Annotated in this window: 24 protein-coding genes; 12 read left to right on the forward strand and 12 right to left on the reverse strand. The window is 64.1% G+C overall.

The window, feature by feature from the left end; translation table 11 throughout:
* Window positions 1–113: 113 nt before the first annotated feature.
* From petA to IVB05_RS11570, 5 genes are all read left to right on the forward strand, one after another.
* Window positions 114–644 (forward strand): ubiquinol-cytochrome c reductase iron-sulfur subunit, encoded by a 531-nt coding sequence (gene petA, locus IVB05_RS11550; protein WP_247784300.1) that lies wholly within the window; start codon window positions 114–116, stop codon window positions 642–644.
* A 66-nt stretch (window positions 645–710) separates the two neighbouring features.
* Window positions 711–2,783 (forward strand): cytochrome c1, encoded by a 2,073-nt coding sequence (locus IVB05_RS11555; RefSeq protein ID WP_247784302.1) that lies wholly within the window; start codon window positions 711–713, stop codon window positions 2,781–2,783.
* Window positions 2,784–2,953: 170 nt separating this feature from the next.
* Entirely contained in the window at window positions 2,954–3,628 is a 675-nt protein-coding gene (locus tag IVB05_RS11560; RefSeq protein WP_247784303.1) for a dienelactone hydrolase family protein, read from the forward strand.
* A 65-nt stretch (window positions 3,629–3,693) separates the two neighbouring features.
* On the forward strand, window positions 3,694–4,608 hold the full coding sequence (locus tag IVB05_RS11565) for an NAD-dependent epimerase/dehydratase family protein (RefSeq protein ID WP_247784305.1): 915 nt from the start codon (window positions 3,694–3,696) through the stop codon (window positions 4,606–4,608).
* A 69-nt stretch (window positions 4,609–4,677) separates the two neighbouring features.
* Window positions 4,678–4,905 carry a hypothetical protein gene (locus IVB05_RS11570; RefSeq protein ID WP_108522509.1) on the forward strand — a complete coding sequence of 76 codons (228 nt, stop codon included), beginning with the start codon at window positions 4,678–4,680 and terminating at the stop codon, window positions 4,903–4,905.
* A 292-nt stretch (window positions 4,906–5,197) separates the two neighbouring features.
* On the opposite strand, the gene IVB05_RS11575 is transcribed toward IVB05_RS11570, so the two are convergent.
* Window positions 5,198–6,205 carry a VOC family protein gene (locus IVB05_RS11575; RefSeq protein ID WP_247784310.1) on the reverse strand — a complete coding sequence of 336 codons (1,008 nt, stop codon included), beginning with the start codon at window positions 6,203–6,205 and terminating at the stop codon, window positions 5,198–5,200.
* 329 nt (window positions 6,206–6,534) lie between these two features.
* Here IVB05_RS11575 and IVB05_RS11580 point away from each other — a divergent pair, with 329 nt between their 5' ends.
* On the forward strand, window positions 6,535–8,697 hold the full coding sequence (locus IVB05_RS11580; protein ID WP_247784317.1) for an anthranilate synthase component I: 2,163 nt from the start codon (window positions 6,535–6,537) through the stop codon (window positions 8,695–8,697).
* Between the two features lie 16 nt (window positions 8,698–8,713).
* Complete coding sequence (locus tag IVB05_RS11585) at window positions 8,714–9,253, forward strand: adenine phosphoribosyltransferase (protein ID WP_247784319.1); 540 nt, start codon at window positions 8,714–8,716, stop codon at window positions 9,251–9,253.
* A gap of 154 nt (window positions 9,254–9,407) precedes the next feature.
* On the opposite strand, the gene IVB05_RS11590 is transcribed toward IVB05_RS11585, so the two are convergent.
* The 9 genes from IVB05_RS11590 to IVB05_RS11630 all read right to left on the reverse strand — a co-directional run bounded on the left by IVB05_RS11590 (window position 9,408) and on the right by IVB05_RS11630 (window position 19,607).
* Window positions 9,408–9,740 carry a GIY-YIG nuclease family protein gene (locus IVB05_RS11590; protein ID WP_247784321.1) on the reverse strand — a complete coding sequence of 111 codons (333 nt, stop codon included), beginning with the start codon at window positions 9,738–9,740 and terminating at the stop codon, window positions 9,408–9,410.
* A 103-nt stretch (window positions 9,741–9,843) separates the two neighbouring features.
* Window positions 9,844–10,512: a hypothetical protein gene (locus IVB05_RS11595; RefSeq protein ID WP_247784322.1), complete on the reverse strand. Its 669-nt coding sequence runs from the start codon at window positions 10,510–10,512 to the stop codon at window positions 9,844–9,846.
* 60 nt (window positions 10,513–10,572) lie between these two features.
* Entirely contained in the window at window positions 10,573–11,325 is a 753-nt protein-coding gene (locus IVB05_RS11600; protein ID WP_212420282.1) for a hypothetical protein, read from the reverse strand.
* 166 nt (window positions 11,326–11,491) lie between these two features.
* Window positions 11,492–12,676, reverse strand: a complete 1,185-nt coding sequence (locus IVB05_RS11605; protein WP_247784323.1) for a M48 family metalloprotease — start codon at window positions 12,674–12,676, stop codon at window positions 11,492–11,494.
* 30 nt (window positions 12,677–12,706) lie between these two features.
* Window positions 12,707–13,267, reverse strand: coding sequence for a LemA family protein (locus IVB05_RS11610; protein ID WP_247784324.1), 561 nt, complete (start codon window positions 13,265–13,267; stop codon window positions 12,707–12,709).
* A gap of 289 nt (window positions 13,268–13,556) precedes the next feature.
* On the reverse strand, window positions 13,557–14,534 hold the full coding sequence (locus tag IVB05_RS11615; RefSeq protein WP_247784325.1) for a small ribosomal subunit Rsm22 family protein: 978 nt from the start codon (window positions 14,532–14,534) through the stop codon (window positions 13,557–13,559).
* Window positions 14,535–14,666: 132 nt separating this feature from the next.
* Window positions 14,667–18,131, reverse strand: coding sequence for a chromosome segregation protein SMC (gene smc / locus IVB05_RS11620; protein ID WP_247784327.1), 3,465 nt, complete (start codon window positions 18,129–18,131; stop codon window positions 14,667–14,669).
* Between the two features lie 226 nt (window positions 18,132–18,357).
* Entirely contained in the window at window positions 18,358–19,011 is a 654-nt protein-coding gene (locus tag IVB05_RS11625) for a DsbA family protein (protein ID WP_247784328.1), read from the reverse strand.
* A 116-nt stretch (window positions 19,012–19,127) separates the two neighbouring features.
* Window positions 19,128–19,607, reverse strand: a complete 480-nt coding sequence (locus tag IVB05_RS11630; protein WP_247784329.1) for a DciA family protein — start codon at window positions 19,605–19,607, stop codon at window positions 19,128–19,130.
* A 204-nt stretch (window positions 19,608–19,811) separates the two neighbouring features.
* On the opposite strand from IVB05_RS11630, the gene IVB05_RS11635 reads away from it, so the two are divergent.
* Entirely contained in the window at window positions 19,812–20,936 is a 1,125-nt protein-coding gene (locus IVB05_RS11635) for an A/G-specific adenine glycosylase (RefSeq protein WP_247784330.1), read from the forward strand.
* Between the two features lie 76 nt (window positions 20,937–21,012).
* Window positions 21,013–21,468 (forward strand): PaaI family thioesterase, encoded by a 456-nt coding sequence (locus IVB05_RS11640; protein ID WP_247784332.1) that lies wholly within the window; start codon window positions 21,013–21,015, stop codon window positions 21,466–21,468.
* Here IVB05_RS11640 and IVB05_RS11645 read toward each other — a convergent pair.
* A complete protein-coding gene (locus IVB05_RS11645; protein ID WP_247784334.1) occupies window positions 21,437–22,723 on the reverse strand; it encodes a flavin-dependent oxidoreductase in 1,287 nt (428 codons plus the stop codon). The genes IVB05_RS11640 and IVB05_RS11645 overlap by 32 nt on opposite strands.
* Window positions 22,724–22,800: 77 nt before the next feature.
* Entirely contained in the window at window positions 22,801–23,193 is a 393-nt protein-coding gene (locus IVB05_RS11650; protein WP_247784336.1) for a nuclear transport factor 2 family protein, read from the reverse strand.
* 143 nt (window positions 23,194–23,336) lie between these two features.
* On the opposite strand from IVB05_RS11650, the gene IVB05_RS11655 reads away from it, so the two are divergent.
* The 3 genes from IVB05_RS11655 (at window position 23,337) to IVB05_RS11665 (ending at window position 25,402) form a co-directional block, all read left to right on the forward strand.
* Window positions 23,337–24,161 (forward strand): helix-turn-helix transcriptional regulator, encoded by an 825-nt coding sequence (locus IVB05_RS11655; protein WP_247784338.1) that lies wholly within the window; start codon window positions 23,337–23,339, stop codon window positions 24,159–24,161.
* A gap of 20 nt (window positions 24,162–24,181) precedes the next feature.
* A complete protein-coding gene (locus IVB05_RS11660) occupies window positions 24,182–24,658 on the forward strand; it encodes a nuclear transport factor 2 family protein (RefSeq protein WP_247784340.1) in 477 nt (158 codons plus the stop codon).
* A gap of 126 nt (window positions 24,659–24,784) precedes the next feature.
* Window positions 24,785–25,402 carry a glutathione S-transferase N-terminal domain-containing protein gene (locus IVB05_RS11665; protein ID WP_247784341.1) on the forward strand — a complete coding sequence of 206 codons (618 nt, stop codon included), beginning with the start codon at window positions 24,785–24,787 and terminating at the stop codon, window positions 25,400–25,402.
* Window positions 25,403–25,408 lie beyond the last annotated feature (6 nt).

Below are 25,408 nucleotides of genomic sequence, written 5' to 3' on the forward strand. Positions count from 1 at the left end.
AAAGCGGTTTTTCTGCCGCCGCGGGGGCCGCGGGCGCCGGCAGCCTCTTCCGGTTGCGCTTCAGCGCGTCCGGGGCGGTTCCGCTGGCTGCAGACAAGAAAGGGCTTGGAATCGTGACGACAGCGTCTTCGGCGGACCATCCGACACGCCGTGATTTCCTTTACGTTGCAACGGGAGCCGTCGCCGCCGTAGGCGCCGCTGCCACGGTGTGGCCGCTGGTTTCCCAGATGAACCCGGATGCCTCGACGATCGCGGCCGGTGCGCCGATTGAGGTCGACCTGACCCCGATCGCCGAAGGACAGGACATCAAGGTGTTCTGGCGCGGCAAACCGATCTACATCAGCCACCGGACCAAGAAGCAGATCGACGAGGCCCGCAAGGTGCCTGTCGCAAGTTTGCCCGATCCGCAGAGCGACGAGGCGCGCGTCAAGCCGGGCCATGACCAATGGCTGGTCGTGGTCGGCATCTGCACGCATCTCGGCTGTATCCCGATCGCCCATGAGGGCGCTTACGACGGCTTCTTCTGCCCCTGCCACGGTTCGGTCTACGACACCTCGGGCCGCATCCGTCAGGGACCCGCGCCGACCAATCTGCCGGTGCCGCCCTACACCTTCGTTTCCGACACCAAAATCCAGATCGGCTAAGGGCTCGGACCTTTGTCCGAGACCCCTTAACCCGTCGCGTCGTTTTACTTCCTCAGGATCGCATCAATGAGCGGACCATCCGATTTCCAGCCGACCAATCCCGCCTTGAAGTGGATCGAACGGCGCCTCCCGATCATGGGACTCATGCACTCCTCGTTCGTGGCGTATCCGACGCCGCGTAACCTGAACTACTGGTGGACGTTCGGCGCCATCCTTTCGTTGATGCTGGGCGTGCAGATCCTGACCGGCGTGATCCTGGCGATGCACTACACGCCGCATGCCGACCTCGCTTTCAAATCGGTCGAACTGATCGTCCGCGACGTCAACTACGGCTGGCTGCTGCGCAACATCCACGCCTCCGGCGCCTCGATGTTCTTCTTCGCCGTCTACATCCACATGTTCCGCGGCCTCTATTACGGGTCGTACAAGGAGCCGCGTGAAGTGCTGTGGATCCTCGGTGTCATCATCTATCTCCTGATGATGGCGACCGGGTTCATGGGCTACGTGCTGCCGTGGGGCCAGATGAGCTTCTGGGGCGCCACCGTCATCACCAACCTGTTCTCGGCCGTGCCCTATTTCGGCGAGAGCATCGTGACGCTGCTGTGGGGCGGCTACTCGGTCGGCAATCCCACGCTGAACCGCTTCTTCTCGCTGCACTATCTGCTGCCGTTCGTGATCGCGGGCGTCGTCGTCCTGCACATCTGGGCGCTGCACGTGGCGGGCCAGAACAATCCGGCCGGCGTCGAGCCGAAGACCGAAAAGGACACGGTGGCGTTCACGCCCTACGCGACCATGAAGGACATGTTCGGCGTCTCCTGCTTCCTGCTGTTCTTCGCCTGGTTCATCTTCTACATGCCGAACTATCTCGGCGACGCCGAGAACTACATTCCGGCCAATCCGGCCGTGACGCCCGCGCATATCGTGCCGGAATGGTACTACCTGCCGTTCTACGCGATCCTGCGCTCGATCCCGAACAAGCTCGCCGGCGTCGTTGCAATGTTCGGGGCGATCCTCATCCTGGCGTTCCTACCCTGGCTCGACAGCGCCAAAACGCGCTCGTCGAAGTACCGCCCGCTGGCCAAGCAGTTCTTCTGGATGTTCGTCGTGGTCTGCATCGGGCTCGGCTATCTCGGCGCCCAGCCGCCGGAAGGCATCTATGTCATCGTCGGCCGCATTCTGACCTTCCTCTACTTTGCCTACTTCCTCATCCTGCTGCCGCTCTTGAGCCGGATCGAGAAGCCGCGTCCGGTGCCGAACTCGATCGCCGATGACGTGCTGGCGAAGACCGGCCGCAAGGCTGCGCCGATGGTGTCGAGCGTGATTGCCCTTCTGGTCGCCGGCGGCTTGCTGTTGGGCGGCGCCGAGAGCGCCCGCGCTGCCGAAGGTGGCACCAAACCGCCGGCGGAGAAGTGGTCGTTCGCCGGCCCCTTCGGCAAGTTCGATCGCGGCGCATTGCAGCGCGGCCTGAAGGTCTACAAGGAAGTCTGCGCGTCCTGCCATGGCCTCTCGTTTGTCGCGTTCCGCAACCTCGCCGAAGCCGGCGGTCCCGGCTACTCGGTGGCGCAGGCCCAGGCGTTCGCCTCCGAATACAAGGTCAAGGACGGCCCGAACGACCAGGGCGATATGTTCGAGCGGCCGGGCCGGCCGGCGGACTATTTCCCGTCGCCGTTCCCGAACGAGCAGGCAGCCCGCGCGGCTAATGGCGGCGCATATCCCCCGGACCTGTCGCTGATCACCAAGGCGCGTTCCTACGGCCGCGGCTTCCCGATGTTCCTGATCGACTTCTTCACACAGTACCAGGAGCAGGGCCCGGACTACGTTGCCGCGCTGCTGCAGGGCTATGAGGACAAGGCCCCGGCCGGCGTCACGCTGCCGGAAGGGTCCAGCTACAACAAGTATTTCCCGGGCCATGCCATCAAGATGCCGAAGCCGTTGAACGACGGCCAGGTTACTTACGACGACGGCTCGCCGGCGACGGTCGCGCAATACGCCAAGGACGTCACCACGTTCCTGATGTGGGCCGCGGAGCCGCACATGGAAGCGCGCAAGGCGCTCGGCCTGCAGGTGTTCGTGTTCCTGATCCTGCTCACCGTGCTTCTGTACTTCACCAAGAAGAAGGTCTGGGCCAACGCCCACTGATCAGCTCGTCATCGCGAATTTCGGAAAAGCCCCTGCGGGGGCTTTTTTGTTGCCCTGATCCGACTTTGTTGGCCTGAACTGACGCGGGCGAGCGGATCGAGCGATTGCTTCCGGAACGCACTGCGGACAAAATGCCGGTCAATCATCCAGAAATCAGCGCGGAGGAACCCATGGGTACCAGCATCACTTTCAAGCGGCCGGACGGCAAGGATGCCAGCGGCTACCTCGCCAACGCTGCGCGCGGCAATGCGCCGGGCGTGGTCGTGATCCAGGAATGGTGGGGCCTGCAGGACCAGATCAAGGGCCTGTGTGACCGGTTCGCGGCGGCGGGCTTCGATGCGCTGGCGCCCGATCTCTACAAGGGCACGGTGGTGCCGTATCACGACACGGACGCGGCCGGCAAAGAGATGAACTCGCTGGATTTCATGGACGCCACCACGCAGACCGTGCGCGGCGCCGCGCAATACCTGTCGCGCAACGGCGCCAAGGTCGGGTTGACCGGTTTCTGCCTCGGCGGTGCGGTGACCATCATCGGCGCCACCAAGATTCCGGAGCTTGCGGCCGGCGTGGTGTTCTACGGCATTCCGCCGGAGCAGGCGGCAAAGCCCGCGGATGTGACGATTCCATTGCAGGCCCATTTCGCCAACAAGGACGACTGGTGCACGCCGCAGGTGGTGGATGCCTTCGAGCAGGGCATGAAGGCCGCCGGCAAGTCGCTCGAATTGTTCCGCTATGACGCCGAGCACGCCTTCGTCAACGAGCAGCGGCAGTCGGTGCATGATCGCCAGGCCGCGGAGCTCGCTTGGGGCAGGGCGACGGAATTTTTCAACAAGCATCTCGGGTGAGCTGCGATGCGCGTCGGATGCGCCAGCCATCGCCGAGCTCAGCACGGCCCGCTTGAGGTTCAGGAATGAAAATCTTCTGCACGGGCGCGTCGGGCTATATCGGCGGATCGGTCGCGGCGCATCTCATCGCCGCCGGACATCAGGTGACCGGATTGGTTCGGTCGCCTGAAAAGGCCGACGCCGTTCGCGCCCGAGGCATCCAGCCCTTGCTGGGGATGCTGGATGACGGCGAAACTCTGGCGCAAGCGGCGCGGGCTGCCGACGTCGTCATCAATGCGGCGAGCGCCGATCACAAGGGCGCGGTCGAAAGCCTGCTTGGCGCACTCGCCGGTAGCGGCAAGCCGTTCATCCATACATCGGGATCGAGCATTGTCGGCACGCGCACCAAGGGCGAGCAGTCGGATGCAATCTTCGACGAAGACACGCCAGTCACGCCGTCGCCAGCGCGCGCGGCGCGGGTCGCGCTGAACGAATTCATTCTCTCCCATCGCGACAAGGGCTGCCGGCCGGTCATCATCTGCCCGAGCCTGATCTACGGCGTTGGCCTTGGCGCCGGACCTGACAGCGTGCAGGTGCCGTTGCTGATCGGGCTGGCAAAAAAGCGCGGCAACGCGGCGCACGCCGGACCTGGCGAGAACATCTGGTCGAACGTGCATATCGGCGACCTCGTGGCGCTCTACGCGCTTGCGATCGAAAAGGCGCCGGCGGGAGCGTTCTATTTCGCCGAGAACGGCGAGAATTCGATGCGCGAAGCCTGCGAGGCCATCAACCGCATGCTGGGTTTTTCGGGACCGCCCACGGCGATGTCGATGGCAGAAGCGGCTGCCGAATGGGGTGAAGGCACCACGGAGGATACGATGGCGTCCAACAGCCGGGTGCAGGCGAAGCGCGCGCGACAGCTGGGCTGGAAGCCGAACGCGCGCGAGCTGATCGAAGAGATCGAGCAGGGGTGTTACCGGGAGCAGGCGGGCAGACCATAGCAACCGCATTCGCATGCGGCGAGAGTACCCCATCTCGCAATTCATCTCGAGTTGATATAGATTGCCCCAATGACCAAGGTTCTCGAAGACGCCATCGAAAAGGTGCGCAAGCTCCCTGAGGATCGGCAAGCCTATGTCGCTGAAGTGCTGGAGCAGATTGCTGCGGCCGGGAGCGATCCGTTTATTGTGCCCGAGGCCCATCGCGCCGCGGTACTTGAAGGTCTCGGACAGGCCACGCGCGGGGAGTTCGCGAGCGATAAGGAAATGGCTGACCTCTGGAAAAAGTGTGGCCTGTGAGACTGCGGTACGCTCCGCGTGCCCGCACTGATATCGCGGAAATCTACCAGTATATTGCGCAACACAGCCCGCGCGCGGCAACTGCCGTTTCGGCTCAAATACGCGCCACGAGCCGCCTGTTGGCGGAATATCCTGGTTTGGGGCGAGAGACGGACATCTCCGGTGTTCGGGTGTTCCCGACGGCCCACTATCCTTACCTCGTCTACCACAGCGTTCGAGGGGACGACCTAGTCATCGTTCACGTTCGACATGCGCGCCGCGATGCGCCGACAGAAATACAGGGATCGGTCCGCTAGCGAGAACCGCTTTCGCGCACCCCATCCCACCACGCGCACGTCCCCGACATCAGCTTGTAATTGCCTTCCATCACCTGCACCGGCGCCCGCAGTCCTGACGCCGCCGCTCGCAGGCGCATCTCGCGCGCGACCGCGCGGTCTTCCGGCGGCAGCCAGACGCGCTCGTGTCCCCACAGGCTGGGCCCGTCATGCATCTCGACCGGCTGCCACCTCGCGGGATCGATCTCGCGGCCGCCCCAGCCGCATTCGATCATGAAGGACGAGGGCGTTTTGGCGTAGAACGAGGTCATGAAATCGTTGGTGTGCCGGCCGAGCGTGACGCCGACGCGATCTTCCTGCGTCAGTGCGATATCGTAGCACTGGCCGACATCGTCGAGCGAGAACAGCTCCACCATCAGATGGTGCATGCCGTTCCTGCCGGTCTCGATCAGCGCGAGGCTGTGATGCCGCGCGTTGATATGGAAGAAATAGGCGCGGAACGGTTTTGAGATGTAGTCGGAGAGGCCGAAGCCGAGCACGTCGACATAGAATGCCATGACCGGCTCGATATTCTCGACCGTCAGCACGGCATGCCCGAGCCCGAGCGGGCCGGTGCGGAATCCCGAAATCGATCGTCCCGGCATGAAGGGCGTATCGTCGATCTCGGCGCCGTGAAAGGCTTCCAGGCGATTACCGGCGGGATCGCGAAACGAAATCAGGCTGCGGACGCGCCTGGCATCGGCCAGCGTCTGCGGTTCGGCGGTGACAGACACGCCGGCTTTCTCCAGCCGCGCCGCCAGCGCATCCAGCGCCGCCGCGTCGGCGACCTCCCAGCCGAAGAAACGCGCGCCTTCGCCCATCGCGCGGTCGATGACGATGCGCTGCTTGCGGTCGTCCATCCGGAACGCCAGCAGCGAATTGCCGCGCTCGACCGCCTGCAGCCCGACTAGGCCGGTCCCGAACTGCCGCCAGTCCTCGAGGTTATCAGATCCGAAACCGGCATATCCCAGACCCAGCAATGCCATCGCCTGTCTCCCTTGTTTGCAATCTTTGCGCGCCGGAAAGCGCCGCTGCTTGCTCAAATCCTACGCAAGTTTTCCGCTTTCCGACACCCCGGGGTGGGGCTCGGGACGGGGCGTCCCGGCCGGCCCCTCCCTTGACATCGTCAGCGGCGGATGTGATTAGGCTCCCATGAACACCGTTATCAGCCCATCCCGTCTTTGGTGGCGCACCTCTTAAAGAGGTGGCCGGTGCGATTTCATTTTTTTAATCGTCGAAGGTCGCCATCGCAGTGCGACGGTCCCTTCGTTTGTCCTGTGTGGCGCTCCCTCCCGAAGTTTCGTAAGAGGATCACATGAACAGGACAGCCTTCTCCATGCCCGAGCACAGCGACTACCGGACCAGCGGTGGCCTCGCGATTTCGCGCGCCGTCGAGCAGTTCGCCGGCAACGCCAGGCGCCTCGATAACCTGATCGAGTTGCTCGACCGCCGCCGCGGCGTGGTGCTGTCCTCCGGCACCACGGTGCCGGGCCGCTACGAGAGTTTCGACCTCGGCTTTGCCGATCCGCCGCTGGTGCTGGAAACCGCTGGCTCTGACTTTTCGCTTTCTGCGCTGAATGCGCGCGGCGAAGTGCTGATCGCATTTCTCGGCGACGTGCTGCGCGAGCCCTGCGTGGTCATTTCGGAGCGAAGCCCAACGCGGCTGGCCGGTCACATCATCCGCGGCGCGGCGCCGGTCGAGGAAGACCAGCGCACCCGCCGCGCCAGCGTGATGTCGCTGGTGCGCGATCTCGTCGCCGCCTTGTCAGCCAATGACGATCCGCTGCTCGGCCTGTTCGGCGCCTTCGCCTATGATCTCGTCTTCCAGATCGAAGACCTCGTGCAGAAGCGGGCGCGGGAGAGCGACCAGCGCGACATCGTGCTGTATGTGCCGGATCGCCTCTTGGCCTACGACCGCGCCACCGGCCGCGGCGTGGTGCTGAGCTATGATTTCACCTGGAAAGGAAAATCCACCAAGGGTCTGCCGCGCGACACCGCCGAGAGCGTTTACGCCAGGACGCCGCGGCAGGGCTTTGCCGACCACGCGCCCGGCGAATATCAGGCCACCGTCGAGGTCGCGCGCGCGGCATTCGCGCGCGGCGATCTGTTCGAGGCGGTGCCCGGGCAGCTCTTCGCCGAGTCCTGCGAGCGCTCGCCGGCCGAAGTGTTTCAGCGGCTTTGTCGTATCAACCCGTCGCCTTATGGCGCGCTGATGAATCTCGGCGACGGCGAATTTCTGGTGTCGGCCTCGCCGGAAATGTTCGTGCGCTCAGACGGTCGCCGGGTCGAGACCTGCCCGATCTCGGGCACCATCGCGCGCGGCGTCGACGCGATCGGCGATGCCGAGCAGATCAGGCAGCTCTTGAACTCGGAGAAGGACGAGTTCGAACTCAACATGTGCACCGACGTCGACCGCAACGACAAGGCGCGGGTGTGCGTGCCGGGGACGATCAAGGTTCTGGCACGGCGGCAGATCGAGACCTATTCAAAGCTGTTCCATACCGTCGATCATGTCGAAGGCATGCTGCGCCCGGGATTCGATGCGCTCGACGCCTTCCTGACTCATGCCTGGGCAGTCACCGTGACCGGTGCGCCGAAATTATGGGCCATGCAGTTCGTCGAGGACAATGAGCGTTCGTCGCGGCGCTGGTACGCCGGCGCGATCGGTGCGGTGAATTTCGACGGCAGCATTAATACCGGGCTGACCATCCGCACCATCCGTATGAAGGACGGCCTGGCTGAAGTGCGCGTCGGCGCCACCTGTCTGTTCGATTCAGATCCTGCCGCCGAAGACCGCGAGTGCCAGGTCAAGGCGGCGGCGCTGTTCCAGGCGCTGCGCGGCGACGCGCCAAAACCGCTATCGGCGTTTGCGCCCGATGCCACCGGCTCGGGCCGCAAGGTGCTGCTGATCGATCACGACGACAGTTTCGTGCACATGCTGGCGGATTATTTCCGCCAAGTCGGCGCAACCGTCACCGTGGTCCGGCATGTGCATGCCCAGGAAATGCTGAAGAAGAACTGGGATTTGCTGGTGCTCTCACCAGGCCCGGGTCGCCCTGAGGATTTCGGGATTTCGAAAACCATCGGGACGGCGCTCGACCGAAAACTGCCGATCTTCGGCGTCTGTCTCGGCGTGCAGGCGATCGGCGAATATTTCGGCGGCCAGCTCGGCCAGCTCACCCACCCCGCGCATGGACGGCCGTCGCGGGTTCAGGTGCGCGGCGGACGGCTGATGCACAACCTGCCCAATGAAATCGTGATCGGCCGCTACCATTCGCTCTATGTCGAGCGCGACAGCGTGCCGGAAGTTCTTGAGGTCACCGCGACCACCGAGGACGGCGTCGCGATGGCGATCGAACACAAGACCCTGCCGGTCGGCGGCGTGCAGTTTCACCCGGAATCGCTGATGTCGCTCGGCGGCGAGGTGGGACTGCGGATCGTCGAGAACGCGTTTCGTCTGAGCGTACCCGTCAATTGAGGATTGCGAGATACCGATGACATTCGATCATGATCTGAAAGCCACCGTCCGCACCATTCCGGATTACCCGAAGAAGGGCATCCTGTTTCGCGACATCACCACCCTGCTGGCGGATGCGCGCGCTTTCCGCCGGGCGGTGGACGAACTGGTGCAGCCCTGGGCGGGATTGAAGATCGACAAGGTCGCCGGCATCGAGGCGAGGGGATTCATCCTGGGCGGCGCGGTGGCGCATCAGGTCTCCGCCGGCTTCGTGCCGATCCGCAAGAAAGGCAAGCTGCCGCACACCACCGTGCGGATTGCGTATTCGCTGGAATACGGCCTTGATGAAATGGAGATGCACGTCGATGCAATCCAGCCCGGCGAGCGCGTGATTCTGGTCGACGATCTCATCGCCACCGGCGGCACCGCCGAGGGCGCGGTGAAACTGCTGCGTCAGATTGGCGCGAACGTGGTCGCCGCCTGTTTCATCATCGACCTGCCGGATTTGGGCGGCTCCGCCAAGCTGCGCGCGATGGAAGTGCCGGTGCGGACGCTGATGGCGTTCGAGGGGCATTGAGTTTTCTTCGCTCCAAACTCTCCCCACGTCGTCCCTGCGAACGCGGGGACCCATAGCCACCGTCGGTAGTTGGTGGGGAAGATGTCAGCCGTCTCGTCTTCATCGCGAGAGCAACGCGGTATGGGTCCCTACGTTCGCAGGGACGACAACAACGTCACACCGCTTCTGCATTGAGCTGCGACCGCCAATGCAGCGCGCGTTCCTTCAGCAACGTATCGCGGATGTAGGACGTCTCTTCCTCTTCCAGCCGTTCGCATTCCTCGAACGTCAGGCTGTCAGGCCCATGCGCGGTCCACGCCGCCTGCAGGGTGCGGCAGGGGTGGCTGCCCTGGCGCAGCGTGAACCAGATCCGGTTCTGGATCTTCTCCAGATTGGGCGTCCTGCCGACCCATACCTGCACCGAGGCCTTGCAGCGGATGACGAAAACCCCTGCGAAGGTTTTCCGCTCCTTGTAGGCGGCGATGGCGGCCTTTCTGTCTGATGTCATAGGGTCGGCCTCGCCAGTTGGTCAGGCGAAGGCGATACCAGACAAGGCGGGTTACGTCAATATTACCCGGGTAATATTATGATTTGGCACCCGTCGCAGTGGTTCACGACCGCTGCGCGAGCAGGCTGAACTCAAGCTCCCGAAAGCTGGTGTAGTTCCTGCGGATCCACTGGTGCAACTCGGTCGATGAATCACGTTCGTTGCGCAAATAGTCGGTGAAGGAAAAGGTCAGCCGGTCGACATAGGTTTTCAGGAACGAGGGCAGGGCCGTTATTCGCAGCACCCGCCCCAAGCCCATCGCCTCGGGCAGTTCGCCACGCACCACATACTCGTTGTCGATCGTAATCAGCGCTTTCAGCGGGATCTGCTCCCGTAACGTCGGATAGGCGCGCGCGGAAACGCGGTCGGTATCGGCCACGAACAGGATGATCGGCGCGACGCTGCGCCGCGCGGCCTCTTTCAGGAAGCCGATCTCGTTGGTCATCTTGAAGAACTCGTCGAACGCATGAAAGCCGAGGTCGATCACCTTGGCGACACCGTCATTGACGATCAGGCGGTCCATGAGCTGCATCTTGCCAAAGGTGTCCATGACCTCGGCTGTCTCGGTCAGGCGCGGCAGATATTCGAGCAGCGACGGTTCCTTCAGGTTGATGTCGAAGGAGGACACCGTGCCGTCTTTCAGCAGCAGGAATTCGCTCAAGAGCCGCGCGAGCAGCGTCTTGCCGACCAGCGGCCGGGGCGAGCAGATGATGTAGACAGGCGTGGGGTTCATCACCCGCTATATCAAAGGAAATTTTCGCCTAATCCAGCCCCCATCGCGGCGGGTGCGCGACTATTTTTCACCGCCGCGCACGCCAGGCTTGGCGCCGACCAGATCGGTCAGCTTGATACGGTCGAACTCGCTCCAGACGTTGGCGAGCCAGTGCCGGACATAGCCGCGCAGCACGAACGAGTAGTTCGCGGCTTCGTCCTCCTTGCCCTTGTTGGCGACGAATTTGAGGAACGGCACCGAGGAAACCTCGACCTGCTCATAGGCCATTTCATTGAGCTTGGGGATCGTGAGTTCGGTGGCGTCCTTGATGCGGTGGAAATAGGAATTGTAGGTCGCCTGGTCCCACTGGAAGAACTGGGTGTCGTTGATGAAGTTCTTCACCAGGAAGTATTTGGCGCCCTGCATGAAATTCGCGGTCTCGGCGATTTCATCCAGCGAGGCGATCGAGGGTCCCAGTATATGGAACACGGCGAAGGTGATCTGTCCGGCCTTGGCCGCATCGAGAAAGCCGATGTCGCGCAGCGAGGCCAGCGCCGGCGACAGCAGTCCGGCGCGGACGTCGATCACGGTGACGGAGGGGCTGGCCGCGTTCAGCGTATCGAAGATCTTCATCTGGTCCGAGGTCGTCGTCATGTCGACGATCTCGGTGATGTCGGGGTGGAAGCGCATCAAGGTGCCGCGCGGCGATTCGGTGTCGAACGCCCGGGTCGGCACGTTGTTGGCGCTGAAATAATCCAGGAGCGTCCGCGACACGGTCGTCTTGCCGACCCCGCCCTTGTCCGCGCCCACCACAATCACGACTGGCTTTGCCATGGAATTCCCTTGAACAACGTCCCCGATCGCGGGAGCGATCGGTAGGCCCCATTCCCTGCTTTGGGCGCGAACATGGCAGAAACAAGGGATAATTCAATTCCTTGGACGGCCATCGCCGTTATTCATACCGAATTCGTTAATCCGGGACCGGCGACAGGGCGGCTGCTCAGCGGTGGGGGCCCCAAGGGCCCTCTGAGGGGCCGGGACGAGCGCCCGGAGCGCCGGCGGGCTGGCTGGCATCGTTCCAGGGGCCGCGGGGAACCGGCGGTTGGAGTTGCCCGGCGGCCGATTCCTCCGGCTCATCGGATTCGTCCGCCGTCTCCGAGGGCAAGGCCAGCGGTCCGGGATCATGGCCGCCGGCGAACTGCACCAGCGCCTTGACGCGCCTGTCCACCGACGGATGGGTCGCGAACAGGTCGGCAAATCCCTCGCGCGGATTGTCGACGCAGAGCTCCATGACCGCCGAGGTTGCGCCGGGAAGCTCGCCGCGGTTCTCGATCTTGCGCAGCGCCGTGATCATGGCATCGGGATTTTTGGTCAGTTCGACCGAACCGGCGTCGGCCAGCAATTCGCGTGACCGCGATAGCGCCAGCTTGACGACCTGCGACAACAGCCAGGCCAGCAGGATCAGCGCCACCGCGATGATGATCGCGATGATCGCGCCGCCGCCCCCCTTGCTGTCACGGTCGGACGATGATGACGAGGCCGAAGATGACGACGATCCGCCGCTGCCGCTGGAATTCCACGACAGGTTGGTGAACATGCGAAAGAACAGCTCGCCGAAGAAGCCGACCACGCCGGCGATGATGACCGCGATCACCATCAACTGAACGTCACCATTGCGGATATGTGTCAGCTCGTGGCCGAGCACGGCCTCGATTTCCTGGTCGTTGAGTGCCTCCAGAAGCCCCGATGTGACCGTAACGGCGTATTGCCGCTGGTTGAGGCCGCTTGCGAATGCGTTCAGCGCCGGGCTGTCCATCACCTTCAGCTTCGGCATCGGGATGCCGCGCGAGATGCAGAGATTTTCCAGGAGATTATAGAGCCGCGGCTGCTGCTGCCGCGTCACGCTCTCGCCGCCGGTCACGGCGTCGATCATGTTCTGGTGGAAGAAGTAGGCGATCACGATCCACAGCACGGCGGCGATCGTGGCGTAGGGGGAGGCCGCGATCAGATCGCGCGAGGCGCGCATCAGGTAAAAGCCGACCGATTGGCCGCTGTACATCAGCGCTTCGGCGACCAGCGCGCCGGCAAACACCAGCACGTAGATCAGCAGAAACAGGCCCGCGAGCATCAGCATCGAACGAAACTTGTTCGATGCGATATGCGTGTAGAGACCGTAGGCGGCCATGATGGATTGCTCTGCCGGATCGCTTCGGGCCTAGAACTTCACAGTCGGCACCGTCTCGACTTCGGTGCGGCTGGCGCCGAGGTCGAAGAATTCCTTGCGGGTGAAGCCGAACATGCCGGCAAACAGCGCCGCGGGAAGCTGCTGAATGCCGGTGTTGTATTCCTGGACCGCGTTGTTGAAGAAGCGGCGGCTGGCCGCGATCTTGTTTTCGAGGTCGGACAGTTCGCTCGCAAGCTGCTGGAAGTTGGCGTTGGCCTTGAGGTCCGGATAGGCCTCCGACAGCGCGATCAGGCGCCCGAGCGCGCCGCTCAACTGGTTCTCGGCGGCGGACACCTGCGCCGGCCCCTGCGCCGACATCGCGGAATTGCGCGCCTTGATGACGTCGTCGAGCGTGCCGCGCTCGTGCGAGGCGTAGCCCTTGACGGTCTCGACCAGGTTCGGGATCAGGTCGTGGCGCTGCTTGAGCTGGACGTCGATGTCGGCAAAGGCCTGACTGACGCGCTGGCTGAGCGCGACCAGGCGGTTATACGCGCCGAAGGCAAACAGCACGATGATGACGATGACGCCGAGAACGATCCAGCCGGTCGACATGACGGACAACTCCTGTGGGACGAAAAGACAGGGAAACTAGACGAAAAACCGGGCGTGCGGCAGCCCGCCGCGGCTTGAAGGACACCTTGGGGCATGGCTTTAGTCGGAAGTGGGGCGGGATAAGTTCAATTCGGTCGTGTCCCGGCTCTGCGGTGCAGCGTCTCTTGACGATGCACCGCAGAGCCGGGACCCATCGCCGCTCGGAGAGCTGGGTCCCAGACCAGCAGCGCACCACGCCGCAAGAGCGGCGCGCTGCGCAGCATCCGGGGCACGGAAACCGCTGTCTGAATCAGCTCTCCGCCGTCACGGCATCGCCCCACCGCCAACGGCGGGCGGCGGCGTAATCCGCTTTGGCGCGGCGAGGCACTTTTGTGAGGACGAGACCTTCCGGGGTGCAAAGCTTCGCTGTTATTTCGACCTTGTTCGCGGCCGGTTGTGCCAGCACGCGGGATGGCCGCCGTGCGACCGGCGCACGCGTCAGCGCAACATAGGCGAATCGCTCGTCCTCGAACGGCAGCTCCGCACCCTTGACCTGCTTGTGCGCGCGGGAGCGCTGCAGGCGCTGGGTGAAATGGCACCAGTCCGGTGGCTGCAGCGGGCATTTGCCGTCATGCGGGCAGGGAGCCACGACGTGCGCGCCCTGTGCGATCAAATGCTCGCGCAGTGCGATGATCCGGGCATAGCCCGCCGGCGTGCCGGGTTCGACGACGAGCAGCGTGTCGCGGGTCTTTGCCCACATCAGTTCGGCGAGTGCGCGTTGTTCGGCGTCGCCGATCTCGCCTATCAGGTAGCTCGCCATGACGAGGTCGGCGGCATCCGCCTTTGCCAGCGCCGCGCGGGCTTCGCCGCGTTCGTAGCTGATGTCACGCAGGCGAAAGCTGTCGCTGACGAGGTCGAGCGCCAGCGCACGCAACGCGTCGTTGGCATCCAGCAGCGTGAAGTCCCTCAGCGACGGAAAGGCTTCGGTCGCCGCCCAAGTCGCCGTTCCCGGCCCGGCGCCGACATCGAGCAGGCTATTCGGGGCGAAGTCCGGCCTGATCTCGACCAGCGCGTTCAGGCTGGCCGTGACCGCGGCATAGGTCGCGGGCATCCGCGCCAGCGCATAGGCGAGCGCATCGGTTTCCGACCGGATGCCGCCGGAGCCGCCGCCGTCACGATAGGTTTTCGAGATCGAAGCTGCGCGGCCGGCAGCGTCGCTGCGCGAAAAGCCGCGCAGCTTGCCGTCGAGCGCGGCTTTCAGTTCGGCGGGGAGGTCGGGCGAGGTCATCTATCGTTGTCATGCCCCGCGGAGGCGGGGCATCCAGTAAGCCGTGACGGTTGAGCGCTTCAACAGAGAGCGCGGCGTACTGGATCATCCGCCTTCGCGGATGATGACGTCAACTGGGTGAGGCAGCGCGCCTCACGCCACGTTCTGGTCGAGGATCTTCACCGCGTCGTCGAGGCCGACCGAGACCAGTTGCGAGACGCCGCGTTCGGCCATGGTGACGCCGAACAGCCGGTTCATCCGCGCCATCGTGATCGGGTTATGCGTGATGATGATGAAGCGGGTTTCCGTCGACGACGTCATCTCGTGCAGCAGGTTGCAGAAACGCTCGACGTTGTGGTCGTCGAGCGGTGCGTCGACTTCGTCCAGCACGCAGATCGGCGACGGGTTGGTGAGGAACACCGCGAAAATCAGCGCCAGCGCGGTCAGTGCCTGCTCGCCGCCTGAAAGCAGCGACAGCGTCTGCGGCTTCTTGCCGGGCGGTTTTGCGATGATTTCCAGACCGGCTTCCAAGGGATCGTCGCTCTCGATCAGATGAAGCGCGGCTTCGCCGCCGCCGAACAGTTCGGTGAACAGCCGCTTGAAATGCTCGTTGACGGTTTCGAACGAGGTCAGCAGCCGCTCGCGGGCTTCCTTGTTGAGGCTCTGGATGCCCTGGCGCAGCCGCTTGATGGCTTCGACCAGATCGTCACGCTCGGTGGTCAGCGCGGTGTGCTGGGTCTCGACCTCGCGCAGCTCTTCCTCGGCGCGCAGATTGACGGCGCCAAGGCGTTCGCGGTCGCGGCGCAGCTTTTCGAGGTTTTCCTCGATCTCGTTGAGCGGCGGCAGTTCCGCCCCCGGTTCGATCTCGGCGAGCGCCGCCACCGCATGCGGCTCGACTTCGAGCATGTCGTGGATTTCGCGCTCGATGTCGGAAAGCCGGCGCTTGGTGCCTTCCATGCGTTCTTCGGCGCGGGCGCAGGCTTCGCGGGCAGAGGAGAGCGCTTCGAGCGATGCCTTGGCTTCGCGGTCGGTCTGCGCCATCACGCTCTCGGCGGCGGCGAGCGCGTCGGCGGCGACGCGGCGGGCGCTTTCGGCGGATTCGATTTCGTTGATCAGCGCGCGGCGCTTTTCGGCAAACAGAGCCGGTGCATCTTCAAGCTCGGCGCGCTCGGCCGTCACTTCGGTGATACGCGCCTCGACGGTGGCGACCTGGGAGGCCGAGCTTTGCCTGCGGTTCTGCCATTCGGTGCGTTCGGCCGTTATCGCCTGCACGCGCTTGTCGGCCAGTTCGGCCTCGCGCGCCAGCGCCTGGGCTTCGGCCCGCACCTGCGCGGCAAAGCGACGGTGCCCGTCAATCTCGGTGCGAACGGCGGTGAGCCTGGCTTCGGTCTCATCGGTCGGCGGCAACTCGTCCAGCGCGGCGCTGGCGCTCTCATGCGCCGCCTCGGCCTCGCTGCGATCGGCGGCGAGACGGGTATGCGCTTCGGTCAGCGCGGATTTGCGCGCGGCGTGGCGATTGATCTCACGCTCGGTCGTGGCATGGCGCTCGCGCGTCGCATCGGCTTCGCGCTGCGCGGCACGCCAGGCCTCGCGGGCGGCGGACTCGGCGGCGGAGGCCTGCTTCAGTTCGGCCTCGGCGTCTTCGAGCGCCTGCCGCTTGTTGGCGGCGTCGGTGCGGGCCTGCTCCAGCTCGTGTTCGATATCGACGAGGCGCGCGCGTTCGGCGAGACGCCGTGCGGCGCCGGTCGGCGCATGCGCAGCCGCGACAAATCCGTCCCAGCGCCAGACATCGCCTTCCAGCGACACCAGCCGCTGGCCGGTCTTCAATTGCGAAACCAGTTCGGCGCCGCGCTCCTTCGGCACGACGCCGATCTGGGCGAGACGACGCGCCAGCTCGGACGGCGCCTCGACATGGGCGGCGAGCGGGTCGACGCCGGCCGGCAGCGACGGATCGTCGAAGCTCGCACCCGCATTGGTCCAGCGCATCGGCGCGGAGGGGTCGACGGGGGCGTCAAGATCGTCGCCGAGGACGGCGCCGATCGCCTTTTCATAACCCTTGGTGACAGTGACGCCGTCGATGATCGGCGGCCACAAATTCTTGGTCTCGCCGTTGACGAGTTTTGAAATCGTGCGCGCTTCGGTCTCCAGCCGCTGCACGCGCTTGTCGGCCTCGGTGAGCGGCGCGCGTGAGGCTTCGAGCTTCTGCCGCGCGGCGATGTGACCGGTCTCGCTGGCTTGGGCTGTGGCTTCGGACGCGGCCAGCGTTTCCTGCGCAGTTTCCATGGCCGCGGCGAGCGCGTCGAGGTCACCGAGATTGCCGGTCTCGTCGCTGAGCTTCTGCTCGTCGGCCTGGACGCTGGCGATTTCCTGATCGAGTCGGGCCAACCGGTCGCGATGGGTGCGTACGCCGGCTTCGAGCTGTTTGCGCTTCGCGGTGAGGTCGGCGAGTGCGGTGGTCAGTTCGCCGAACATGCGCTCGGCGGCGGCCAGCGTCGCTTCCGCTTCCGAGACGCGATCATCGACGCCGGAGCGCTTTTCGACGCGCGACTTGATCTCTTCCTTCAACTCGGCGTCTTCGGTGTCGAGCCGCTGCAGCGCGATCTCGGCGTCGGACGTCTGCTGCTGTTCGCGCGCGATGTCGGCGGCGAACTGCGTCAGCCGCCGGTCGAGCTCGGCGACGCGCTCCTTGGCGCGCTCTTCCTCGCGATCGAGCAGTTCGCGCGCATTGGTGAGGCGCTGCAGCCCCGCTGCGGCGCGGGCTTCGCCCTCGCGCAGGGCAGGGAGTTCGGAGGCGCGGATCGCCTGGATGCGTGCGGCCTCGGCCTGCTCGCGGGTGCGCTCGGCCATTTCGCGTACGTTGATGTCGTGGGTATGCCCGGCCTCCGCAACGTCGGCGTTGGCCTCCAGCCAGCGCAGATGGAACAGCGTGGCCTCGGCCTTGCGCACCTTGGCGGCGACTTCGCGGAAGCGAATCGCCTGGCGCGCCTGCTTCTTCAACCCGTCGATCTGGCCGGACAATTGCCCGATCACGTCCTCGACGCGGGTGAGGTTGGTTTCGGCCGCCCTCAGCCGCAGCTCGGCTTCGTGGCGGCGGGCGTGCAGGCCGGCAACGCCGGCGGCGTCTTCCAGCACGCGGCGGCGTTGTTCGGGTTTCGCCTGAATGATCTCGCCGATCTTGCCCTGGTGAACCAGCGCCGGCGAACGCGCACCGGTGGCGGCATCGGCAAACAGGATCTGCACATCGCGGGCGCGGACGTCGCGGCCGTTGATGCGATAGGCCGAGCCCGCCTCGCGCTCGATGCGGCGAGAGATCTCAAGAAGCTGGCTATCATTGACTGCGGCCGGCGCCGTGCGATCGGAATTGTCGATCGTCATGACAACTTCGGCGTGGTTCCGCGCCGGTCGGTTGCCGGAACCGGCGAAGATCACGGCATCCATGTCGGCGGCGCGCAGCGATTTGTGCGAGGTCTCGCCCATCGCCCAGCGCAGCGCCTCGACCAGGTTCGACTTGCCGCAACCATTCGGACCGACCACGCCGGTGAGGCCGGGTTCGATCATGAAATCAGTGGCTTCGACGAACGACTTGAAACCGTGGAGGCGGAGGCGCGTGAGTTTCATGAACACAAATCTCTGTTGGCCGGGCGCGAATCTCCCTGCCGTGACAATACCATAGAAGGCAATGTCGGTGTGGATGGATAGCCCATTGCGGCTCTTCTGGAGCGCGACAATGGCGAGGCTGAGGCCGGAGGGCAACGGCCCCGCAGGGCTTTTCCCAAGGGATTTGAAGGGCTTTTGTCGAGCCTTTTGCTGGACTTATGGCCGCATATGAATCCGGCGGCGCGAATCAGCTCTTCAACAGCGAATTGATGCGCTTCGAGAATTCCTCGAAGCTCTGCTCGCCCTTGAGCATCTCGCCGTTGATGAAGAAGGTCGGCGTCGACTGCACCTTCAGCACCTCGGCCGCGAACTTCTGGTCGGCTGCGATCTTGTCGAGCAGCGCCTGATCCTTCAGGCAGTCCTCGACCTGCGCCTGGGTGAGGCCGGCCTGCTTGCCGATCCGGCTCAGCGTCTCCGTGGTGTTCTTCACCATCCAGTCGTTCTGCTGCTTGAACAGAAGGTCGATCACGGCAAAAAATTTCGGCGCGTCGTCCTTGGCGATGCAGCGCGCCAGCATCGATCCCGCAGCCGCCTTGATGTCGAGCGGGAATTCGCGGAACACGAAACGGATCTTGCCGCTGTCGATGAATTCCGACTTGATCTTCGGAAACACTTTTTCGGTGAAAGCCGCGCAGTGCGGGCAGGTCATCGAGGCGTATTCGGTGATGGTGACCGTAGCGTTGGCCGGTCCAAGCGCCATGTCGGGCAGGGACTGCGGCTTGGCGACGTCAGCGCCCTGTGCCATCGCGTCCGTGATCAGCCGCAGCGGCGAGAAGCCGGCGAGGGCGGTCAGCCCGGTCAACGACAGGGCGGCGGTGAAGGCGCGGCGGGTGATCATCAAAGTCTGCTCCCGAATGGCGCGTTCACGCCCGAAAGAAGTACGAAAAGAAGCCTTCGCTAGCTTGAAACGCCAGTTGTGGCAATGGCGGGTTGCAGCGGCGGCGCTGCGCCCAGGGCTCAATTTCTCTTGATCGCGGCGCCGAGCCGCGCCAGTGCGGCGCGCAGTTCCTCGTCCTCTACCGCGGACAGGGTTTCGGCGACTTTTGCCACCGATTTCGGATCCGGCGCGCGGCTGGGCGCGGGGCCTTTGCGGCGCGACAGCGGCGCTTGCCGCAGCGCCAGCCGGCCGACCGCGCTCCAGCCGAAGAAGCGGTTGACCCGTTGCAGGATGACATCAGAGGAATGCTGGATCTCCAGCGCCATCGGGCCTTCGACCCGCAATATCAGCGTGGCCGGTTCCTGCGGCTGCCCCTCCACCGGCCGCGGCCATTGCATCTTCAGCGGCTCGGAATGGGCTGATATTTCGGGTCCTGCGATGTCGGCCCAGCGCGTCACCAGTTCGCGCGCGGCAAATCCCTGCTTGGCGTAGGCGTCCGAAAACACGTCGCTGAGCAGGACGGAGAGGGGTTTTGCCGAGATCGGGCCGGGTTTTGCCATGGGGGCTTCTATATCACCTCGCCCGTCGCAAGCGCTATCTCCGCCGTCATGTCCGGGCATAGCCGTCTGAAGGACGGCGTGCCTTCGCTCGCCTATGCCCGGCCATCCACGTCTTGGACTGCCGCGAAGAAGAAAGACGTGGATGCCCGGGACAAGCCCGGGCATGACGTGGAGAGTTTTGCGTTCCGACACTAGAGTACACGGATGACTTCTTCCGCGGTCGCCAAAACCAAACGACGAGCAGAATCGGACGACGACAGCGCCTCGCGCCCCGCGCTGCTGCTCGACTGGTACGACCGTCATCGCCGCCAGTTGCCGTGGCGGCCGCCGGCGGGCGAGCGGGCTGATCCGTACCGGGTCTGGATGTCTGAAATCATGCTGCAGCAGACCGGCGTCAAAACGGTTGGGCCGTATTTCGAGAAGTTTCTGGCGCGCTGGCCCGATGTCGCCTCGCTCGGCCGCGCCTCGCAGGATGACGTGCTGCGGATGTGGGCCGGGCTGGGCTATTATTCGCGCGCGCGCAATTTGCATGCCTGCGCAGTGGCGGTGCTGCGCGACCATGGTGGGGTGTTTCCCGACAGCGAGGAAGGCCTGCGCAAATTGCCGGGGATCGGCCCCTATACGGCGGCGGCAATCGGCGCGATCGCCTTCGACATCAGAACCATGCCGGTGGACGGCAATATCGAGCGCGTGGTGTCGCGGCTTTACGCGGTCGAAGAGCCGCTGCCGCAGGCGAAGCCGCTTATTCAGCAATTGGCGGCGACGTTGCTGGGTCCGTCTCCCGCCGGCGACGAGAAGTCTCGCGCCGGCGATAGCGCTCAGGCGCTGATGGATCTGGGCTCCTCGATCTGCACGCCAAAGAAGCCGGCCTGCGCGTTGTGCCCGTTGAACGAGGATTGCGCGGCACGCGTGCGGGGCGATCAGGAGACGTTTCCGCGCAAGGCGCCGAAGAAGACGGGAACGCTGCGCCGTGGCGCTGCCTTCATCGTCACGCGGAGCGATGAACTCCTGGTCCGTACACGGGCGGAAAAAGGCCTGCTCGGCGGCATGACGGAAATACCGGGATCGGACTGGCTCGCCGGACAGGATGACAAGGTTGCGCTGAAGCAGGCGCCTGCGCTCAAGGGCGTGGCGCGCTGGCACCGCAAGGCGGGCGTCGTCACCCACGTCTTCACGCATTTTCCGCTCGAGCTTGTGGTGTACACCGCTGATGTCGCTGCGGGCACGCGGGCGCCGGAGGGCATGCGCTGGGTGCCGATCGCAACACTGGCCGACGAGGCGCTGCCCAACGTGATGCGCAAAGCGATCGCGCACGGGCTGGACCTATAGGCGCGGCGCGCCGAAGCCTGCTGACACCATGCTGGCAGCAGGCTTGCGTTAGACCGGGAGCCTAACGGAGGTTCCCATGATCAGCACCGCCCTCGATAATCTCACTGCCCCGCCGTCATCAAAACTGCTCGGCTGGCATCTTCTCGACGCGCGGCCGAAGGACGGCTGGATCCGCATCGGCTTCGACGGCAAGCGGGATTTTTGCAACCCGGCCGGCTTCGTGCAGGGCGGCATTCTCTCGGCGATGCTCGATGACACCATGGGCCCGGCGGTGTTCGCCATGACGGACGGGAAACTCTACACGGCCACCATCACCATGACCGTGAATTTTCTCAGCCCCGCCAAGCCGGGGCCGATCGTCGGCGAGGCCAATGTCACCCAGCTCGGCAAGACCGTCGCGTTCGTGGAGGGAAGGCTGATGGCCGAGGATGGCACCGTGCTGGCTACCGCCACGACCAGTGCGCGGCTGGTTGAAACCGCGAAGGCTATAGGCCTGCGTGCTAGCTCGCAGCCCGAGGCGCTTCCGGCTTGAACTGGACGATCGGCGGCTTGGCGTTGAGGCCTTCGACCTGGAAGCCGGCGACGCGCTTGTAGTTGGCGGCGATGTCTTCCAGCTCTTTCAGCGAGAGCACATCGGTGACGACATTGTAGCCCTTGGGCGCGCGCTCTTCGACCATCTGCATGACCTGCTCGGGACCGTTGCGGCGGTTGAGCATCACGAGGTCGGTGGTCGCCGGCCGGCGCTCGGCTTCATACGCGACCAACGCGGCGTTGGTTGTGCCCTTCGCCAGGATCTCGCGGGTGATGACGCGGGCGTCCAAAATCGCCTGCGACGCGCCGTTGGAGCCGATCGGGTACATCGGATGTGCGGCATCGCCCATCAGCGTGACTCGGCCGAATGTCCATTGCGCAACGGGATCGCGGTCGACGAGGGGATATTCGTAGGCGTGCGGGCAGTTCTCGATCAGGCCGGGTACGTCGAGCCAGTCGAATTTCCAGTCCTTGAACCAGGGCAGAAACTCTTCGAGTTTTGCAGTCCGGTTATAGTCCTCGCGCCGCCACTGATAGGTCGGCGGCATATGCCGCTCGGCCACCCAGTTGATTTTGAATTTGCCCGCGCTGTCCGCCTGTTTCGAAATCGGGTAGCAGACGAATTTCAGGATCTCGTGGCCGGCCATGATCATGGTGCGGCCGGACAGGAAGGCGTCGCTGTCGGTAATGCCGCGCCACAGGATGCGCCCGTTCCAGATCGGCGGGCCTTCGCCGGGATAGAGCTTTTCGCGTACAGCCGAATGGATGCCGTCGGCTGCGATCAATAGCGCGCCGTCGTGATGGCCTTTTGACTTTCCGGTCGCCTTGTCGATGAACTCGGCACGCACGCCGTTCTCCGTCTCGGTCCAGCCGGCGAGATGATGGCTGGTGAGAATGTTCTCTTTTCCCAGCCGCTCGATCGCGGCATCGAGCAGGATCTGCTGCAGCGTGCCGCGATGGACCGAAAACTGCGGCCATTTGTACCCGGCCTCGATGCCGCGCGGCTCGCTCCAGATCGGCTTGCCGTGCTTGGAGAAATACGCGAGCTCCTTGGTGCGTACGGCTGACACATCGAGCTTGTCGTGCAGGCCGAGCTCGATCAATTCGCGCACCGCATGCGGCAGCACGTTGATACCGACGCCGAGCGGCCGCAGCTCGGACACGCTTTCGAAAACTTTGGCGGGAACGCCGATCTGGTGCAGGCTGAGTGCCAGCGTCAGCCCGCCGATGCCGCCGCCCGCGATGAGAACAGTCATGTTACGCCCCTCTTGCTGCTTGGGCGTCATGACATGAGAGGCGGCAGGGGGCAACTGCGAAAGCCCACCGGAAATCCTCATGCACCCGGACGATTCACGGGGAGCCCGGGAGCTGGACCGAAGAAGCCGACGATTTTGACCAGCCGGCCGTCGGGACCGACTTCGCCAAAATCGATCGACGTGTCGCCGCAGGTTCCATCCGCGCGCACCAGGCGCCAGAGAAAGCGGACCATGTTGTGATGCACGTCGATGCCGCTCATGAATTCGAGCCGTGCCCCGGGCCGCCCGGCCAGCACCTCGCCGATCTTCGTCGCCAGCGCGTCACGCCCGGCCAGCGAGACGTTGGGATCGAGATAGACGCCGCCGTCGCTCCAGCATTGGTCGAGCAAGGCGCGTCTGGCCGTATCGTCCGGCTCGTTCCAGGCCGCCATATACTGTGTCACGATCTCTGTGATTGCGTTGTCGTCCATCACCGCTCCTGCCATTCCCCGTGTTCCCGCACGACGAGACAACTCATCGCGCGGTTCGCATGCAACTCTTGCAGGGAATCGTCGGGCGGTCACTTACATCCGAGGTAATTGCCCTTCTGAAGCGATGGTCTAGATTGCCCGGCATGGATGCGCCAAACCAGAATTCGCAGGTTATTCCAGCCGGGCATTTCAGCAGCCTGCTGAAGCATTGGCGAAATGTGCGCCGCCTTACGCAGATCGAACTGGCGGCCGACGCAAATGTGTCCGCCAGGCATCTTTGCTTTCTGGAGACCGGCCGGTCGCAGCCGAGCCGCGAGATGGTGCAGTTGCTCGGCAGCGCGCTCGATCTGCCGCTCGAGGAGAGGAATGCCCTGCACGTCGCGGCGGGCTTTGTGCCGCCCTATGGCGACAAGGGATTGGCGGCCGAAAATTTGCAGCCGGTGCGGCAGGCGCTGGATTTTATTCTCCGGCAGCAGGAGCCCTATCCGGGGATCGTGATCGACGGGCACTGGGATGTTCGCATCCGCAATCAGGCGTCGGCGCGCCTGCTCAAGCCGTTTCGTGATTCATACGAGATGGAAAACGGGCTTGCAGACAACGCCATGCACGTCGTTTTTCATCCAAAGGGCCTGCGGCAGTTCATGTTGAACTGGGACGAGTTCGCCCGGCAGTTGATCCAGATCCTGCATCGCGATGTCGCGCAAGGCAGCCGGGCGGCGGCGCAACTGCTCGATGAAATCATGACCTATCCCGGGCTGTCGGCCGAATGGCGGCTTCCACGCCATTCGCAGGCGTCCTCGCCTGTCATGACGATGCAACTCGCGAAGGGCGACTATCGCCTTGCCTTCTTTTCCACCTTTACGACGCTGGCAATGCCGACGGACGCGGCGCTGCAACAGATCAAGATCGAATGTTTCTTTCCGGCGGACAGTGCAACCGCCGAGAAGGCGCGCCAACTGGCACTTTGACAAAGGCCAAGGAGACAGAGATGCAACCTGCTGTGCGTGATCATCAATCGGCTGACACCATGGACGAATTGCGCGCGTTGAACGCCCGCTTCATCCATAATTTCGTGACCAACGACGTGCCCTCGCACGACGCGATACTTCATCCAGCCTTCATCACCATCTTGTCCACGGGCCAGCGATGGGATCGTGCGACCTATCTAAAGTATTGGGCGACCGCGTTCGATCCTGATGTCATCGTCTACTGGGACGTCCGTGATGAACTCATTACCGTCATCGGCGACGTTGCGCTGGTGCGCTCCACCAACAAATGCACTCGCCGCCGCGACGGAAATGAAGTGACCGGCATGACCACTTATACCGATACCTACCTGTTCGAGAACGGCACGTGGAAGTGCATTCAGGCCCAGATCACGGCGGTTGCGCCTGAGCATTATCCCGCCGATGACACGATCGTCAGCGTCTACATCAAGGGAAAGCTTCAGCAGCGCGCGGCGTGAACGCCTTCGTGGCGCGCAGGCTGACCGCACGCCAGGGTATGTGTTGGCGCAGAGCGCTGCAACGTTCCGGGGATGGACGGCGGACAGACGCGCGGTTAACCTCCGGTTCCCACCGAGAGGATCAACATGTTCAAGCTCTACTACGCCCCAGGCACTTGCGCGCTGGCTTCGCATATCGCTCTGGAGGAGGCCGGCGCCTCCTATGCGGCGGAGCGGCTCGACTTCAAGAACAGCCAGCAGACCACCCCGCAATATCTTGCGATCAATCCGAAGGGGCGGGTGCCGGCACTGGTGACCGACCGTGGCACCTTGACCGAAACGCCGGCAATCCTCGCCTACATCGCGCAGAGCTTCCCGCAGGCCAGGCTGATGCCCGACGATCCCTTCGCGTTCGCGCAGGCGCAGTCCTTCAACAGCTATCTCTGCTCGACGGTGCATGTTTCCCACGCCCACAAGATGCGCGGCTATCGCTGGGCCGTGGAGGAGTCCTCGTTCGCCGACATGAAGCGCAAGGTGCCGGAAACCATGGCCTCAGGGTTCGCGCTGATCGAGCGCGACATGCTGAAGGGGCCGTGGGTGATGGGCGAGCAGTATACGATCTGCGATCCCTATCTGTTTACGATTGCCGGTTGGCTGGAGGGCGACGGCGTCGATCTTGCGACGCTGCCGAAGGTGGCAGCTCACCGCAAGCTGATGTCGGAGCGGCCGGCCGTGCAGAAGGTGCTCGCCGAGGAGAAAGCGTGAGCTTGT

The sequence above is a fragment of the Bradyrhizobium sp. 170 genome (genome assembly GCF_023101085.1).
Lineage (GTDB): Bacteria > Pseudomonadota > Alphaproteobacteria > Rhizobiales > Xanthobacteraceae > Bradyrhizobium.